Below are 16,130 nucleotides of genomic sequence, written 5' to 3' on the forward strand. Positions count from 1 at the left end.
TCAGTTGAGGCGCTATTTTTTTTGCGAAACCTCAGCGAAACACTAGCCTCTCACCAACTTTACTTGTTAGATTAACAGAATAAAAACAACAACAGCGATATCGCAACATACCGGTGAGGCGTCAGATGTATTGCAGTATTTTTTCAAGGCACGGTTTTTCTAAACTCACTTTTGCGGCGTTAGCTTGGGGACTGTCAGCTGCTGCCATAGCCCAAGTGACTGAAAATATTGACGCCACCATCCAAAGTGATTTAGCCGGCGATCTCGCGCTCGCCAGCTTAGTCCACGATAAAGATACCCTAAGCCTTGGCTTTAAAAGCTTCGACCCCAACCGCTATTTACCCATTGATGACGACAACATCGGCTCCGCCGAGTCCATTCAATTACAAAGTGAACTGACCACTATTACCTTGCCCTACACTTGGGAGCTGTCCAATGAAGGCCTGGGCTTTACGCCCTATTTGAACGGTCGCCTAGGCTTACTGGAGCGACGCAATAACGTTGCCTTGTTTGATGACACTAACATTCCAAAAGATCGCCGCCGAATCAGCATTTACAGTGGTTATTTTGGCGGTGGAGGCATTTGGCAGGTTTCAGACAGTTGGAGTATTGACGCCTCTCTGGGCGCTTTTTATCAACGCTATGAAAATGTCTACCGCTATGGTTCAGACGCCAGTGAAGCCTTTAAGCCCATTATTGATGGCTATATCGCTAATTTCGATTTAAACGTATGGCAGTTAAATCCTGCCATAAGTGCGCAATACGATTTCACTTGGAACGACAACCTGTTGCAATATCGCAGCCGTCTCAGTTATAACCGCGGCCGCAGCTTTGACACAGACCTAGATGCCCACGACTTCACCATTAATAGTGCTTCGTGGCGTAACAGCCTGTTTTATTTCCACCCCTTTGGTGACGTGTTAGGGTTGCCGTCTACCGGCATTGTAGGCTTATCTAGAATCGATCTTAAAGGCGACGTAAGTCGCAGTCTCGATACCGGCGCCTTTTATGAGTTGCATTTAGACTACCGAGTCGACATTAAACCCTATGGCTTTGACCTGTTCGACAACCTCACCTTTGGCTTGCTCATTAACTATGGCTCTAGCTTAAAAGGGGCCAGCTTAACCTTTAGCTTTAACGACTAACCTATAATGTGCTTTGCCGCCTGCCTTGCGGTCAGTATGCAACTGGACAAAAAGGTACCTTCAAGGGAGCGGCGTCCACTGATGCCGCCACCGCCAAAACCGGCCGCCTCTCCAACACTGTAAAGGCCCGGTATTGGTGTTTGGCCATCATCAAGCACCTGACTTTGCAAATTGGTTTGTATACCCCCTAAACTTTTACGACTGATAAAGCGCAGACGTATGGCAATTAAAGGCCCGTTCTTAGGGATTTGAATGGGGCTAGGTTTGCACGTACGTAAACGATCGGGGCGCCACTGTCGAGCGTGATTAATTCGACGAATCTGATCGTCATTTTGAAGCGCCGGCTTGGCGGCCAACTGTGCATCGAATGCATCTAACTGCTGCTGCAACACGTGTGCCTTAATGGCGTTATTACCTGTCAGCTGATTCATTTTATCGGTTAATTCACTCACGCTATCGGCGCAAATAAAGTCGTCAGATTCCTCCAACATTTGTTGAATGAGCTGTTGATTACCAAACAGCACATCCCGGAAAAAAGATAATTTACGCTTATCTCGAATGTTGGGGTTGTGCTCGGATCCAGAAATGGCTAATTCTTTCATGGCAATGCGCTTATTTAATACGTGCCACGTGTAGCCGTAGGGTTGTTCATTAACCTGTCGACATAAATCGTTGGTATCAAATCCGGTTATCAATGGCATGGGGCCTATTCGTTCTCCCAAGGCATTAACCCACAACGCAGACTTACAAGGAATGAGACTTAAACCATGCCCTGGAAAATGGGGCTTTGGATGGGCAATACCCGCGGCATAATTCCACATTTTATCCAGGTGGGTTAACTGCCCTCCTAACCGACTTACTTCGTCATGCACTTGGCCATCGGCATCGGGGCTGGCACCGTTTAAAATATCCGCCGGCATTGGCCCTTGATCTTTAGGCCAGTTTTGTTGCACTCGCTCAACCGAGCCGTTGATACCGCCACTAGCCACAACGAGATTCTTTGCCTTTACCCGGTAGGTTTCACCGTCATCGGGTTCAATAAGACACTGAAAGCCGTCATCAAGCTGTTCTATAGTGCTGGCTTGGCAAGCAAACCTTAGGCTCACTAACGTTTGAAATTTTGGCTGGCACAGTTCCTCTAATAAGCCTTCCACCAGCCCTTGACCGGTTCCCCACAAAACGTGATACCTCGGCAAGCTGTTACCGTCGCCGTGTAAGCCACGCTCAACCCAGTTAACCGCGGGCATGAATTCAAAGCCCTTTTTCTTTAGCCATTGATACACCATGTCGTTGCTGTGGTTTACGTAGAAGTCGGCCCAAGCTTTTGGCCAAAAATCACTTTGGGAAAAACCGGCAAATGAGCGCCAATCAGCCAACGCTCGCTGCGGAGTATCGCTGATGCCCATTCGCTGTTGCAACTCGGTGCCCACCAGCGCCATGCCGCCAAAAGCCCACCGAGCTAGGCCGCCACTTTGACTGGCCTGTTGCTTCTCCACCAACATTACTTGCCGTCCCGCCTGAACTAACTCCAGTGCGGTCACGATACCTGCGATACCACCGCCAATGATTAACGTTTCGGTTTCTAACGTGGTATTTAATTTCTGCATGAAAAGCGAACGTCCTTATTGATCATGACTAACAGATTAACAGCTCGCAACGCCCTTGTTAACGCTCGTTAAGCCATGCAAGCCAATCTTTTTCAAAGGTAAGCATTTGCTGATGTCGCTTGGACTCTTGATGCTGTGCCCATTCTTGTTGAGTCAACATAGGGCCGCAGCGGCACAGGCTACAAAAACGAGCGCCAGCATAGCGATTTGCTGTCACCTGCTTTGCCAGCAATGGCGATGGTTTGGCGGCAAAATAGTAGCTTTTAGCCAGAGTCTTTTTGACAAATTTATCTCGGTCTACGTTCCGAATTCGGTAATTTGGGAAGGCATCAAGGTCAAAGTTTAACCAACCAAGATACGGCATCGACAACCCATGATTAAGACTACCTTCAATGTTCCAATGACAATAAGGCTTTACATCTTTGGAAGTAATAATGGCCACCATCGGGCCATTAGGATCGAGAAAATACTGCTTAGAATGACGCAAAAAGTGGTGCAAGAGCTGCCGGTTCAGCAAGTTGCTACTGTACTGATGTGATGTCAATTTGCGCCGACTGGCCTGAGCGGTAATCAGTGGGAACTGAAATATCACCGCATCGAAGCGCCCCTGCAGTGTTTTTGGAAATTGTTCAGGCTTGTTGATATCAAGCCCCGGGTAATACTCTTGTTTATTCTCCTTGAAATACTGAGTGTACTGATGGCGGTATTTAGCTATGACTTCTGACTCTGAATCTAAGCTCGATGCCACAACGGTGGCGACGCTTTGTTGCTGAGCTAAACAGTAGCTAAAGGACAAATCTCCGTCGCCTATGGTAAGCACACGCCAATGGGGTTCTAAAAACATAACACTCTTTATTCAAAAATATTTTGATAATAAATCAATATTTACCCTATTTATTAGAGAAAGCTAAGGATCTACCATAGCAACATCGAAATAAGGAGCTAACCATGACACAGTTAACCATAGTAGCCAACATTGTTGCCAAGCAAGACAAGATCGACTTGGTTAAGCAAGCGTTAATCAAACTCATCGACGTTACCCGTGAAGAACAAGGTTGCATCAACTACGACCTTCATCAGGACAACGAGAGTCCTGAGCATTTCATGTTCTACGAAAATTGGCAGTCTCGAGCACTGTGGCAACAACACATGAACAACAAGCACTTAGCGGAATACATGGCCACCACTGAAGGGGCTGTAGAAAGCTTCACCCTCAATGAAATGACACATATCGGCTAACAAGTTACACACAGATGCAGGCCACGCTCTGTACACTGTCATCAATCACAAATTTGGAGCATATTATGACTCACCCTATTATTGCTGACCTAGAGCAACGTTACACTGCCAAGCGTTGCGACGCGACTAAACGCATTCCTCAAGAACAACTGGACGTGCTTTACGAAGCCATGCGTCTAAGTGCCTCTTCTATTAACTCGCAACCTTGGAAATTCATTGTGCTCGATAGCGATGAAGCCAAGCAAAGAATGCACGACAGCTTTGCCAACAAGTTCCAGTTTAACCAACCCCACGCTAAAGCTGCATCACAGGTTATTTTGTTCGCTTATAACCCAAGTTACAAACGTGAAGACTACGCTAAAGTGGTAGATAAGGGCATTGAAGATAAGCGCACCAAGCCTGAAGAGCGCGAGCAAGCCTTTGCCGGATTCGCCTTTGCAGAGCTTAACACCGATGAAAACGGCGACACTTCAAATTGGACTAAGGCGCAAACCTATTTAGCGCTTGGTAATACCTTGCACGTCTTAGCTCGACTGGGTATCGACTCCACCACAATGGAAGGAATTGATAGTGAGTTAATTGGCGAACTGTTTAAAGAAGAGCTGGGCGGCTATGTGTGTGAAGTGGCCCTTGCCATTGGTTATCACGATCAAGCAGACGACTATAACAAGCCATTGCCAAAATCGCGTTTGGCCGCTGAACAGGTGCTACAAGTACTGTAAGTAGTGGTCTTATAACCCTGCTTGAGCAATAAAGGTTAAACAAAACGTCGCAATTCACTCTGCCGTGATTGCGACGTTTTTGCTTTTTTGATGAATTAATCCACCAGTTGGTACTGACTGCGCAACACCTCGATGATTTCTTGGCGCGGGTTATCGCTCAGGTGCAACGGTCGACCAATGATTTTCTCCGCAATTTCAACGTAGGTTTTAGAGACTTGCATTAACACGCTTTGCGGCAATTCGTTATCCCGAGCCAGCGCCGAGCGCTCTTGCATGCGGTCTTTATTCAGCAAAATGTCTGGATCTGGAAAGTGGTTTAACAACAACTGTCTGAAGTCTTCTTTGCTGTTCTCGACCACTTTGCCGTCTCGATACGATTCACCGTCCCAAATGCGGCTCGAATCCGGCGTGCCCACTTCGTCCATGTAGATTAGCTTATCTTCTCCGGCGGCATTAGTAACATAGCCAAATTCAAACTTAGTATCGACAAAGATTTGGTCAATGCTTTGCAATTGCTCAGATATTAAATCGAACCCTTGTTGCAGCAAGCGCTCATAAATTTCAATGTCTTGAGACGATTGAAAGTTAAAGGCTTGGTAATTGTTGACGATGTCCTGACGGCTAATATTAACATCATCCACTTCTGGCACTCCTTCAATGCCGGTTAAAATGCCTTTGGTGGACGGGGTCATTAACAACTGCTTGAGTTTACTGTCTTTGGTTAGCCCTTCTGGCAAAGTGATGCCACAAAAATGCCGCTCGCCGTTGGCATAGGCGCGCCACATAGAGCCGGTGATGTATTGGCGACAAATGGCTTCTATCATCACTGGCTTGGCTTTTTGGACTATCCATACAAAGGGGTGTGGAATATCAAGAATGTGGCTGTCGGCGAGTCCCTGCTCTTTAAACAAGGCAAACCAATGATTGGATATGGCATTAAGCGCCGCGCCTTTGCCTGGAACGCCTTTAAGACCGCCCTCACCGTGCCAAATGCAATCGAACGCCGAGATCCTGTCGGATATCACCATAATGGCCAACGGCGCATCCGCTGCCACATCGTAGCCTTTTTCCTGAATTAAACGGGCGCTGTCCTCTGGTGTTAGCCAATAGACTGAGCGCACTTTACCGCTGTGGACTGGCTGATTTGTGCGAATCGGGAGATCATTATTTACAGCTAATACTTTGTCGGCAAGACTCATCGTTGACGCATTCCTATTTGGAGTTAATGTTGGAAAAACGAGAAAGCGAGATTGTAGCAGATGGCTAAGTCAGCGAACAGTTACAAAGATAAGGTCTCTTTGATGAATGGAATGGTGAGCTTGCGCTTATGAACCATTGAGGCTTTATCGAGCTTATCAAGAACGTCGAACAGGGTTCGCATGTCGCGATTTAAACGATTCAACAAAAAGCGACCGACATCGTCCGGCAGCGTTAATCCCCGTTGCTCGGCTCTTGCAGCCAAGGCCGCCAGTTTTTGGGTGTCGTCCAACGGGTGCAATTGATAGCTTAATCCCCACTGCATGCGCGACATTAAATCCGGAAGCGTGAGTGGCAAGGCTTTGGCGCTGCAATTAGCGCTCACCAGCAACGTGGCTTGTTGCTCTCGGATGCGGTTAAATAAATCGAACACCGCTTCTTCCCACAGCGGATTACCACAAATGCTGTGAATGTCGTCAAGGCACACCAAGTCAAATTGTTCTAGGCCTTCAAAGACCGCGGGCGATAAACTTGAGTGAATGGCCAGAGGTACATAGAAACTGCGACGCTGTGCATCATTTGCAGCAGCGCAGGCCGCGTGAATTAGGTGAGTACGACCGCAGTTTGGCTCTCCCCACAGATAAACGTTCTTTTCACCCAACCCCATGGCCATTTGACGCAACTGATGAATTAACTCATCGTTTTCTACCGAATGAAAGCTGGCAAACGTCTCATCGTCGGGCAAATGTACCGGTAACGACAATTGTATGGGAGATGAATTACTCATTAGCCTCGCCAACGGTAGTATAAATGCTCCAACGGTGCGGCTTCCATGGTTTGCTCACCCTGTTGCTGATTGGGCAACTCAAAGCTTGGTTGCAAGTTTGAAGGCGCATCTTGCTGTTGCAATCGTCCATCGAGGGAAAGTTGCTGCTGCAGCTCTTGTGTCGACCCAAACAAGTCTACTCGATAGGTGATTTGACCATTCTCCATCGAGTTCATTGTTAACCCCTTGGTTAACGCCAATGACTGTAAGTACTTTTCCAGCTCAACCATTGACGCGAGCTGAGAAACGTTGGCAAACGACAGCAACACCTGCCCAGCGGAGGCTTCGCCTGCCACCGCATAACGGGATACGTAAAACGCCGTGATGGCATCCATCATTTGGGCGATGGCTTGCTGCTTATCAGACGCCTCTTGTTGAATTTGCAGCACCGACTGGACAAAGCCACTGGCGCTTACTTGCTTAGGATACAGGCTGAGTTGATAGGTGATGCCACCGGCAAAAGACTGCACACTTGCCATCGCGAAGAAGTCGGTTTGATAGCGTTGACTGGCGTTGGCCACCGCGTCGGCAAACTGACCTTTAATGTCGTTTGCGCCAATGGCAATGCTGTCATCTAAGTCCATTAAAGGCAGCAATATTGGCAGCCCTGCGGTGTCAGAGCGGCTTAATAACTCTTGGCTTGCTTGCGAGGTGCTGCTATCGGCCACAATTGATTGCAGTCCTTGCTCATCTTCATCCAGCAACCAGATCAAGGTAAGCGGTCGTTGCGCTCCCCAAACCGGCTGTTGTGCTTGGCGCAGCAAAGCCTCAATTTGGGTGATATCAAAGCTCATATTGACCATCAGCTGGCCATTTAGGTCTTGATAACCGAACTGGCGTACCAAGCTGCGAGGTGCGTTGGCTCTACTGCTGATTAACGGATCTTTAAGCGCTTCAAGGCTGCCGGAATTTTTAAGGATAATTTGCTGAAACCCTTGTTTAAGAGCCGCATTCAGCTCGGCTTGAGAACGGGAGTTGACCGATACTGAGGTTTTATCTAAATCCCTAACTTGAACCGCATAGGCTGTGGGCATCCACAGCGCAAACATGAGCCATACGCCAATAACCGCTTTCACCGTATTCTTCAACTCCGATTATCCTTATTTGGTGCCAAAAATCTTATCACCGGCATCGCCAAGTCCTGGCAAGATGTAGCCATCTTCATTAAGGCGATCGTCAATGGCTGCAGTATACAACTCTACGTCTGGATGTGCAGCCTCAACCGCAGCAATGCCCTCGGGTGCAGCCACTAACACTAACAGTTTGATGGTTTTACATCCACGCTCTTTTAAAAGGTTAATGGTTTCAACCATAGAGCCACCGGTAGCAAGCATTGGATCTACCACCAAGGCCAATCGCTCATCGATGGCACTGGCTAATTTTTCGAAATACCACACCGGCTCCAGTGTTTCTTCATTACGGTACATGCCCACAACACTGATTCGGGCACTGGGTATGTGCTCTAGAACACCGTCCATCATTCCCAAACCGGCGCGCAAAATTGGCACCACGGTAATTTTTTTACCTTTGATTTGCTGGACGTCAATTGGCCCATTCCAGCTGTCAATGGTTGCGCTTTCTACGGCTAAATCAGCGGTGGCTTCATAGGTGAGCAAACTACCGACTTCTCCGGCTAATTCTCTGAACTGTTTGGTGCTGATGTCACCTTTACGCATTAGGCCAATTTTGTGCTGAACGAGCGGGTGCGTGACTTCGACAATTTTCATTAATAACTCCAAAAAAGAAAGCGGTTAGCAACGAATGCAGAAAAATTAAAAACGCAACAAAGTAGCGAATTGGCAACATGTTACCACTTTCCTTAATCTTAGGGCTTTTTTTCTCAGGTTTTACTTTTGAGCTAGCTCACAAGCTGGTAGTATATGCGCGCAAAAATCACAACTTAGCCAAGCTGCGAGGAACCTCCGTGAGCGCACCAAGTCAATTAAGTTACAAAGATGCTGGCGTCGATATTGATGCTGGAAACGCCCTAGTCGATAACATCAAATCCGTCGTTAAAAAAACCCACCGTCCTGAAGTATTAGGTAATCTAGGTGGTTTTGGCGCGTTATGCGAGCTGCCTACCAAATACAAACACCCCGTTTTAGTGTCAGGAACCGATGGGGTCGGCACTAAGCTGCGTTTGGCCATTGATCACAACAAACACGACTCGGTGGGAATCGATTTGGTGGCCATGTGCGTCAACGATCTCATAGTGCAAGGTGCTGAGCCTCTGTTTTTCCTAGATTATTACGCCACAGGTAAACTGGATGTCGCAACCGCCACCAGCGTTGTAAGTGGCATCGGAGAAGGCTGTCAGCAATCGGGCTGTGCTCTTATCGGTGGTGAAACCGCTGAAATGCCGGGCATGTATGAAGGCGACGATTACGATTTAGCCGGATTCTGTGTGGGCGTTGTTGAGAAAGAAGGCGTTATCGACGGCACTAAAGTAGCTGCGGGAGATGCGTTGATAGCGCTTGGCTCCAGCGGGCCTCACTCTAATGGCTACTCACTTATTCGTAAGGTTCTGGAAGTCTCTGGTGCCGATCCTCAGCAAGCGCTCGATGGCAAACCGCTTATCGACCACTTGCTTGAGCCTACTCGCATTTATATCAAACCATTGCTGAAATTAATTGAGACCATGCCTGTGCATGCCATGGCGCACATTACCGGTGGTGGTTTTTGGGAAAACATTCCACGTGTTTTACCGGATAACGCTAAAGCCGTGTGCAAAGGCGACTCTTGGCAGTGGCCGAGCGTATTTAATTGGCTTATGGAGCACGGCAACATTGCTGAAGACGAAATGTATCGCACCTTTAACTGCGGTGTTGGCATGATCGTAGTGGTTCCAGCTGAATACGCCGAACAAGCCGTCGAGCAATTGCAACAGGCGGGCGAAAACGCGTGGCATATTGGTCACATTGCCGCTCGAGATGGCAACGACGCCGCGGTGGAGATCATCTAGAATGAAGCCAGCACGGATAGCGGTGCTTATTTCAGGCCACGGAAGTAACTTACAGGCCATTATCGATGCAAATACCATTGGCAATATTGATGTTGAGCTGGTTGCTGTTATCGCCAATAAGGCCAATGCCTATGGATTGCAACGAGCTGCTAAGCATCATATCCCTGCTCATACCGTTGAGGCGAAGCCAGGCGAAACTCGGGAGTGTTACGACGCTCGTTTGCAAGCGGTACTCGATGACTGTCAAGCGGACTTCATTGTTCTTGCCGGTTTCATGCGCATACTGAGCGATGCCTTTGTTGAGCGTAACTTAGGTAAGATGGTGAACATCCATCCATCGCTATTGCCGTTATATCCAGGCCTTAACACACATCAAAAGGCCATTGATAACGGCGATAGTATTCACGGTGCAAGCGTTCACTTTGTAACGCCGAAACTGGATTCTGGGCCGATTATCCTGCAAGCACAGGTGCCGGTTTTTGCCGAGGATGATATCGAGTCACTTGCCGCTCGTGTCCACACTCAAGAGCATACCATCTACCCCTTAGTCGTCCACTGGCTAAGCCAAGGTCGATTGCACTACCAAGGTGGACATGCGGTGTTGGATGGACAGGTGTTAGCTTCACAGGGCTACGCCAACGACGACTAAATGACGTCAGTTCAATAAAAACCACGCATTGCGTGGTTTTTTTATGAGTAAAACTCACGCGCAATTGTTAGGCATTTGTTCAATATGCTGGCAAAGTAACCTAAGGCCTATATCAGTTGTTGGAGTTAAGCGCATGTGTTCAATTTTTTCCATCCTAGACATTAAGTCTGATCCTCAAGCATTACGGCAAGTTGCGTTAGAGATGTCCAAGCGCTTACGCCATCGTGGTCCCGATTGGTCAGGGATCTACGCCGGCGATCGCGCCATCTTAGCGCACGAACGCTTAGCCATTGTAGATATTAATAATGGTGCGCAACCCTTATACAGCCAGGACGGAGATTTGGTGCTCGCGGTTAATGGCGAAATCTACAACCACCGAGAACTAAAAGCATCTTTAGGAGACCGATATCAATACCAAACCGACTCAGATTGTGAGGTCATCCTTAGCCTGTATCAGGAATATGGCGTCGATTTCTTAGATAAGCTTAACGGGATTTTCGCCTTTATTTTGTATGACATTAAGGCCGACCGTTTCGTTATCGGTCGGGATCACATAGGCATCATTCCCTTGTATACCGGCTTCGACGAAAAAGGAAACTTTTACGTAGCCTCTGAAATGAAAGCCCTAACCCCAGTCTGTCGTACCATCAATGAATTTAAGCCTGGACACTATCGCGACAGTAAAGAATCTTCAGCGCAAGCCTACTATCAAAGGGATTGGCGGGATTTCGAAAACGTCGCCAACAACTCCGCCGATGTATCAGAGCTGGCCGATGGCCTAAAGCAAGCAGTAAAACGGCAACTGATGTCCGATGTACCCTATGGCGTATTGCTTAGCGGCGGCCTAGACTCCTCCATCATTTCCGCCATCACAAAACAGTTTGCCGATAAACGCATTGAAGATGACCAGCAATCAAAAGCTTGGTGGCCGCAATTACACAGCTTTGCCGTTGGCCTTAAGGGTGCCCCGGATTTAGCCGCAGCGCGTGAGGTTGCTGAGCATTTGAATACGGTTCACCATGAAATTCACTTCACCTTTCAAGAAGGCCTCGATGCCTTAAAAGATGTGGTTTATCACCTAGAAACCTACGACGTGACCACCATTAGAGCGTCAACTCCTATGTATCTAATGGCTCGCAAAATAAAGGCCATGGGCATTAAAATGGTGTTGTCAGGCGAAGGCGCCGATGAGCTATTTGGCGGCTACTTGTATTTTCATAAAGCCCCCAACGCACAAGAGTTTCACCAAGAAACCGTGCGCAAACTGGACAAACTGCACATGTTCGACTGCGCTCGAGCAAATAAAGCGATGGCCGCTTGGGGACTGGAAGCAAGGGTGCCGTTTCTCGATAAAGAATTTATCGACATTGCGATGCAATTTAACCCCGATGCCAAAATGATTAAAAACGGTCGCATTGAAAAGCAAGCCTTACGGGATGCATTTGCTGATATGCTTCCCGACAGCATTGTTAAACGTCAAAAAGAACAATTCAGCGACGGTGTCGGTTATTCATGGATCGATGGACTTAAGACACAAGCAGCGCAATTGGTGTCTGAGCAAGAGCTGCAAAACGCGCACTTTAAGTTCCCGCACAATACACCCGATACCAAAGAAGGTTACTTATATCGAAGCTTATTCGAAGAGCACTTTCCGCAACCCAGTGCCGCCGAGTGCGTGCCCGGAGGCAAATCAGTGGCCTGCTCGACCCCCGAAGCTCTCGCTTGGGATAGCTCGTTGAGCGAGCTCACTGACCCCTCAGGTCGCGCAGTCAAAAGCATCCACAACGACGGCTACTAGCCATTAGTCTATTGGGGACGTACCCCCTGTGGATAAACCGCCATTGGGGACGTACCCCATCGCTTTTTTACGAAATGGGGACGTACCCCCTGTGGATAAGCGGGGTACGTCCCCTTGGGACATTTTGACGCAATTATTTCTACTTTAGCTGTGTTTAAGCGCTGCAACTTCTTATAAACTCGAACTTATATCTTTTGCTACTTGGCGTTTTTGCTTATGAAAATAGATACTAAAATCGTTACTGCCGGTCGTTCGCAGAAATGGACGAAAAACACAGTTAATCCGCCAGTAGTGCGCGCATCAACTGTTGTATTCAACAATACTGATGAGATGCAACACGCCACCCTTAATCGGGCCAATAAGGTGATGTTTTATGGCCGCCGCGGTACCGATACTCACTTTGCTCTGCAGCAAGCCATTAACGAACTTGATGGTTACGCGGGTTGTGCGCTCTACCCTTGCGGTACTGCAGCGATTGCCGGGGCCCTGCTGGCGTTTTTGGAGGCGGGTGACCATTTACTGATGGTAGACAGTGCTTATGAACCCACTCGGGATTTATGCGATAAGTTATTAGCAAAGATGGGCGTAACAACCACCTATTACGACCCCATGTTAGGGGCTGACATTGAAACCCTCATCCAGCCAAACACCAAAGTGATTTTTACTGAATCACCTGGCTCGGTCACTATGGAAGTGCAGGATTTACCCGCCATCGTCGCAGTGGCCAAGCAGCACGACATCATTGTTATGTTGGATAACACTTGGGCCAGCCCTTTGTTATTTGATGCCAAAGCCCACGGCGTCGACATTTGTATTCAAGCTGCCACCAAATACATTGTTGGCCACTCCGATGTCATGCTTGGAACGGCGTCAGCCACCGAGGCGCTGTGGCCGCAATTGCGGGAGCAAAGCTACTTACTAGGCTATTGCATATCGCCAGACGATGCTTACCTTGCCATGCGTGGCCTGAGAACTTTAGGGGTAAGAATGCGTCAACATCAGCAAAATGCATTGGAAGTCGCCAACTGGCTCGCGAGCCGAGAAGAAGTTGATCACCTCCGCCACCCGGCGTTTGCCAGCAACCCCGGCCATGGCTTCTTTGAACGAGACTTCAGTGGCAGCAACGGCCTGTTCAGTTTTGTTCTTAAAAGAGGCAGCAAAGCGGCAACCAACGCCATGGTTAATGGCACTAAGCATTTTAAAATGGGGTACAGCTGGGGTGGGTTTGAAAGCTTAATTTTAGCCAATCATGGCGTGGTCAACCTTAGAACCGCCACCCAATGGCAGCAGCAAGGCCCTCTGATACGCCTTCATATCGGCCTTGAGGATCCGAGCGATTTAATCGCTGATTTAGAGGCGGCGTTTGACCGTTTTAACTCAGTATCTTAAAGCCACTGCCGTCGCTGGGCTGCTTAGGTTAGATAAGCTAGCCCAGTAATTGGCGGAATTTTTCTCTTAAGATATCCCGCAACAACAACACCGCCGGCGTGACTTGTTTGCGACTTGGGCTCATAAGGTGCAGATCAACCGCCGGTGCATAGTAGTTACTCAGTAACCGGACCACCTTGCCGTCTCTCAAGTCGCTAAGCATATCTAAACGAGCCTTAAATGCGATGCCTTTGCCAGAAACCGCCCATCGATGCACGACATCGGCATCGTTAGCGCTTCGATTACCCATCACCTTCACTTTAAAGCGTTCAACTCGTCCACCAACATCTTGATGCAACTCCCACAGATCAAATCGACGCTCATTGACTTCAAAGAGAAGGCAATTGTGCTGCAATAATTCATTGGGATGGGTCGGCATGCCAAAACGAGCAACATAGCTCGGCGCTGCGCATAAGATTCGATCAATGTTGGCCAGTTTAAAAGCCACCATGTTCGAGTCCTGCAACTGACCATAGCGGATGGCTAAATCGATTCTGTCTTGATAAAAGTCTGCTAGGGAGTCACCAATAACCAGACTGATGCTGAGATCAGGATGCGCCTCCATGATTTCATCCATCCAGCTCAAAAACAGGTTTCTGCCTAAATCTGAAGGCACCGATATCCGTAACTCGCCTGCAACTTTGCCTTCTAAAGCATTGATGGCATTAAAGCCTTCGTCCAGATTAGCCAGCGCTTTTCGACAATACATTAAAAAGCGTTCACCTTCGGCGCTTAACCGCAATTGCCGAGTTGACCGAATAAACAAGGCAGTGCCCAGTTGCTTTTCCAATCGTTTAATCGCGGCACTGGCGGTGGCGGTGGTTAAATCTAACTGCTGCGCGGCTCGAGTGATACTGCCACTATCGGCAGTTTGAACGAACAGTGCCAAATCGCTTGTGTTCATTGTCAAAAATATTTTGATTAAGTATTGAGTATTACTCTATTTATAACACGGTTCAACTGAATAATAATAGCGTCATACTCAATTTCTAATCTATGATTCTTAGCAGACTAACCATAAAGGAATTTCTATGAAAGCCGTCGGATACCAGCAAAATTTACCCATTTCACACACCGACTCCCTCGTTGACATTGACTTGCCTCAACCACAAGCCCAAGGCCGAGATATCTTGGTTAAAGTTGCCGCGATTTCCGTAAACCCCGTGGACACTAAGATTCGGGCCAATGTTGCAGCTGACGCTGGACAGCACAAAGTCATCGGTTGGGATGCGGTTGGCGAAGTCGTGGCCGTAGGCCCTGAAGTGAAGCTGTTTAACGCCGGTGACAGAGTATGGTATGCCGGTGACTTAACCCGCCCAGGCTCCAATGCCGAGTATCAGCTGGTTGACGAGCGCATTGCCGCCGTTGCTCCATCAAGCTTAAGTAACGCCGAAGCGGCAGCCCTGCCATTAACCGCCATTACCGCATGGGAATTGCTGTTCGATCGCTTAGGCTTAACCCCTCAATTGAGCGAAATCAACAACGACTCAGCAGCAGAGCTTGGCGCGCCGAAACCGGTCATACTCATTGTAGGCGCCGCAGGTGGTGTTGGCTCAATCTTAACCCAACTTGCAGCCAAGTTAACCGACGCCACGGTAGTAGCCACCGCCTCTCGCCCAGAGACGGCTGATTGGGTTAAAGAATTAGGCGCCGACATCGTGATTAATCATCACCAGCCCATGCTAGAGCAATTACAGCAAGCCGGCTTAAGCTCGGTCACTCATGTCGCCAGCTTAACCCATACCGATGACCATTTAGATCAGCTGATAGAAGCGTTAGCGCCCCAAGGCAAATTGGCCTTAATCGATGATCCGCAACAAGACATCGACATCAAGAAGTTAAAGCGTAAGTCGCTGTCGCTGCATTGGGAATTCATGTATACCCGTTCCATGTTCTCGACCTGGGACATGCAAAAGCAGCATGAACTACTGACCCGAGTGGCAGAGCTTATCGACGGAGATGTTCTACAAACAACCCTTGGTGAGCACTATGGACGCATTAACGCTGAAAACCTAAAGAAAGCGCATGCGCTTTTGGAGTCCAACAAAGCCATGGGCAAACTGGTGCTCGAAGGGTTTTAAACAAGCCGCTTACTAACAGCAAAAACGGCCTAAGCAAAAAGTTGCCAGGCCGTTTTACAGTTTGCTCGACTCTTTACAGGTTACTTGGCCATCCTGCTCAACAATCAAAGTCAACAACTTACCCAGTTCATGGGGACGGACCCGACCGCACCTTCCGCTTAGCTGTTGTCCTTGGTTAAGCGTGATCAAATAGTGATACTGGCCCGGCACTTGTATCTTTGAGTAGAAAATACTGACGTTCGACTGAGATGGAATATCGCTAAAGGAAACCCGGCTTGAGGGCAAGTTGACAATGACTTGCTCAACGCTGTGCTGAGTAAGGTTGACCACTCGTATTTCTGGAGTGTCGGTTGTATAAACAAAGTACACCACCCCAAGGCTTGCCAGCACCGACGCCACTATGATCAACAGCTTTTTCAAAGAATAACTCCTTTTAATGCCGACGCAACCAAAACTTAGCCGCATCTTTATTAAAA

The 16,130-nt window shown here is 48.2% G+C and carries 16 protein-coding genes; 8 read left to right on the forward strand and 8 right to left on the reverse strand.

The window, feature by feature from the left end; translation table 11 throughout:
* Window positions 1–125: 125 nt before the first annotated feature.
* The gene (locus tag CLC91_RS07120) at window positions 126–1,145 is read left to right on the forward strand and encodes a Solitary outer membrane autotransporter beta-barrel domain (protein ID WP_095498239.1); all 1,020 of its coding nucleotides are present in this window, start codon (window positions 126–128) and stop codon (window positions 1,143–1,145) included.
* Here CLC91_RS07120 and CLC91_RS07125 read toward each other — a convergent pair.
* Window positions 1,142–2,752, reverse strand: a complete 1,611-nt coding sequence (locus CLC91_RS07125) for an FAD-binding dehydrogenase (protein ID WP_095498240.1) — start codon at window positions 2,750–2,752, stop codon at window positions 1,142–1,144. The genes CLC91_RS07120 and CLC91_RS07125 overlap by 4 nt on opposite strands.
* A 58-nt stretch (window positions 2,753–2,810) precedes the next feature.
* Entirely contained in the window at window positions 2,811–3,596 is a 786-nt protein-coding gene (locus CLC91_RS07130) for a class I SAM-dependent methyltransferase (RefSeq protein ID WP_095498241.1), read from the reverse strand.
* A gap of 104 nt (window positions 3,597–3,700) precedes the next feature.
* Here CLC91_RS07130 and CLC91_RS07135 point away from each other — a divergent pair, with 104 nt between their 5' ends.
* Both CLC91_RS07135 and CLC91_RS07140 read left to right on the forward strand, forming a co-directional pair.
* Window positions 3,701–3,991 carry a putative quinol monooxygenase gene (locus CLC91_RS07135; protein WP_095498242.1) on the forward strand — a complete coding sequence of 97 codons (291 nt, stop codon included), beginning with the start codon at window positions 3,701–3,703 and terminating at the stop codon, window positions 3,989–3,991.
* Window positions 3,992–4,056: 65 nt separating this feature from the next.
* Window positions 4,057–4,713, forward strand: a complete 657-nt coding sequence (locus CLC91_RS07140; RefSeq protein WP_095500201.1) for a nitroreductase family protein — start codon at window positions 4,057–4,059, stop codon at window positions 4,711–4,713.
* Between the two features lie 95 nt (window positions 4,714–4,808).
* On the opposite strand, the gene CLC91_RS07145 is transcribed toward CLC91_RS07140, so the two are convergent.
* The 4 genes from CLC91_RS07145 to upp form a co-directional block, all read right to left on the reverse strand.
* On the reverse strand, window positions 4,809–5,912 hold the full coding sequence (locus CLC91_RS07145) for a phosphoribosylaminoimidazolesuccinocarboxamide synthase (RefSeq protein ID WP_095498244.1): 1,104 nt from the start codon (window positions 5,910–5,912) through the stop codon (window positions 4,809–4,811).
* Between the two features lie 80 nt (window positions 5,913–5,992).
* Window positions 5,993–6,697 carry a DnaA inactivator Hda gene (gene hda, locus CLC91_RS07150; RefSeq protein WP_095498245.1) on the reverse strand — a complete coding sequence of 235 codons (705 nt, stop codon included), beginning with the start codon at window positions 6,695–6,697 and terminating at the stop codon, window positions 5,993–5,995.
* The gene (locus CLC91_RS07155; RefSeq protein ID WP_143812005.1) at window positions 6,697–7,824 is read right to left on the reverse strand and encodes a DUF2066 domain-containing protein; all 1,128 of its coding nucleotides are present in this window, start codon (window positions 7,822–7,824) and stop codon (window positions 6,697–6,699) included. Before CLC91_RS07155 ends, hda begins: the two co-directional genes overlap by 1 nt.
* Window positions 7,825–7,836: 12 nt before the next feature.
* Complete coding sequence (gene upp, locus CLC91_RS07160) at window positions 7,837–8,463, reverse strand: uracil phosphoribosyltransferase (RefSeq protein ID WP_095500203.1); 627 nt, start codon at window positions 8,461–8,463, stop codon at window positions 7,837–7,839.
* 197 nt (window positions 8,464–8,660) lie between these two features.
* Between upp and purM the strand changes: the two genes are divergently transcribed.
* The 4 genes from purM to CLC91_RS07180 all read left to right on the forward strand — a co-directional run bounded on the left by purM (window position 8,661) and on the right by CLC91_RS07180 (window position 13,534).
* Window positions 8,661–9,698 (forward strand): phosphoribosylformylglycinamidine cyclo-ligase, encoded by a 1,038-nt coding sequence (purM, locus tag CLC91_RS07165; RefSeq protein ID WP_095498575.1) that lies wholly within the window; start codon window positions 8,661–8,663, stop codon window positions 9,696–9,698.
* 1 nt (window position 9,699) lies between these two features.
* On the forward strand, window positions 9,700–10,347 hold the full coding sequence (gene purN / locus CLC91_RS07170) for a phosphoribosylglycinamide formyltransferase (RefSeq protein WP_095500204.1): 648 nt from the start codon (window positions 9,700–9,702) through the stop codon (window positions 10,345–10,347).
* A 133-nt stretch (window positions 10,348–10,480) separates the two neighbouring features.
* On the forward strand, window positions 10,481–12,145 hold the full coding sequence (asnB, locus tag CLC91_RS07175) for an asparagine synthase B (RefSeq protein ID WP_095500205.1): 1,665 nt from the start codon (window positions 10,481–10,483) through the stop codon (window positions 12,143–12,145).
* A gap of 216 nt (window positions 12,146–12,361) precedes the next feature.
* Complete coding sequence (locus CLC91_RS07180; protein WP_095498250.1) at window positions 12,362–13,534, forward strand: cystathionine beta-lyase; 1,173 nt, start codon at window positions 12,362–12,364, stop codon at window positions 13,532–13,534.
* A 37-nt stretch (window positions 13,535–13,571) separates the two neighbouring features.
* Here the strand turns inward: CLC91_RS07180 and CLC91_RS07185 are convergent, their stop codons facing one another.
* Window positions 13,572–14,477, reverse strand: coding sequence for a LysR family transcriptional regulator (locus CLC91_RS07185; protein ID WP_095498251.1), 906 nt, complete (start codon window positions 14,475–14,477; stop codon window positions 13,572–13,574).
* Between the two features lie 127 nt (window positions 14,478–14,604).
* Between CLC91_RS07185 and CLC91_RS07190 the strand changes: the two genes are divergently transcribed.
* Window positions 14,605–15,654 carry a zinc-binding alcohol dehydrogenase family protein gene (locus CLC91_RS07190; protein WP_095498252.1) on the forward strand — a complete coding sequence of 350 codons (1,050 nt, stop codon included), beginning with the start codon at window positions 14,605–14,607 and terminating at the stop codon, window positions 15,652–15,654.
* Window positions 15,655–15,708: 54 nt separating this feature from the next.
* Here the strand turns inward: CLC91_RS07190 and CLC91_RS07195 are convergent, their stop codons facing one another.
* Window positions 15,709–16,074, reverse strand: a complete 366-nt coding sequence (locus CLC91_RS07195) for a hypothetical protein (RefSeq protein WP_095498253.1) — start codon at window positions 16,072–16,074, stop codon at window positions 15,709–15,711.
* Window positions 16,075–16,130: the final 56 nt, after the last annotated feature.

Origin of the sequence: Paraferrimonas haliotis (assembly GCF_002282895.1) — a bacterium.
Classification (GTDB): domain Bacteria; phylum Pseudomonadota; class Gammaproteobacteria; order Enterobacterales; family Shewanellaceae; genus Paraferrimonas; species Paraferrimonas haliotis.

Bases quoted from the DNA above. Each gene is read 5' to 3' on its own strand.
- hda (WP_095498245.1), bottom strand. From the start codon at position 6,697: ATGAGTAATTCATCTCCCATACAATTGTCGTTACCGGTACATTTGCCC.
- CLC91_RS07145 (WP_095498244.1), bottom strand. From the start codon at position 5,912: ATGAGTCTTGCCGACAAAGTATTAGCTGTAAATAATGATCTCCCGATT.
- CLC91_RS07120 (WP_095498239.1), top strand. From the start codon at position 126: ATGTATTGCAGTATTTTTTCAAGGCACGGTTTTTCTAAACTCACTTTT.
- CLC91_RS07125 (WP_095498240.1), bottom strand. From the start codon at position 2,752: ATGCAGAAATTAAATACCACGTTAGAAACCGAAACGTTAATCATTGGC.
- purN (WP_095500204.1), top strand. From the start codon at position 9,700: ATGAAGCCAGCACGGATAGCGGTGCTTATTTCAGGCCACGGAAGTAAC.
- CLC91_RS07140 (WP_095500201.1), top strand. From the start codon at position 4,057: ATGACTCACCCTATTATTGCTGACCTAGAGCAACGTTACACTGCCAAG.
- CLC91_RS07180 (WP_095498250.1), top strand. From the start codon at position 12,362: ATGAAAATAGATACTAAAATCGTTACTGCCGGTCGTTCGCAGAAATGG.
- CLC91_RS07185 (WP_095498251.1), bottom strand. From the start codon at position 14,477: ATGAACACAAGCGATTTGGCACTGTTCGTTCAAACTGCCGATAGTGGC.
- CLC91_RS07190 (WP_095498252.1), top strand. From the start codon at position 14,605: ATGAAAGCCGTCGGATACCAGCAAAATTTACCCATTTCACACACCGAC.
- upp (WP_095500203.1), bottom strand. From the start codon at position 8,463: ATGAAAATTGTCGAAGTCACGCACCCGCTCGTTCAGCACAAAATTGGC.
- asnB (WP_095500205.1), top strand. From the start codon at position 10,481: ATGTGTTCAATTTTTTCCATCCTAGACATTAAGTCTGATCCTCAAGCA.
- CLC91_RS07135 (WP_095498242.1), top strand. From the start codon at position 3,701: ATGACACAGTTAACCATAGTAGCCAACATTGTTGCCAAGCAAGACAAG.
- CLC91_RS07130 (WP_095498241.1), bottom strand. From the start codon at position 3,596: ATGTTTTTAGAACCCCATTGGCGTGTGCTTACCATAGGCGACGGAGAT.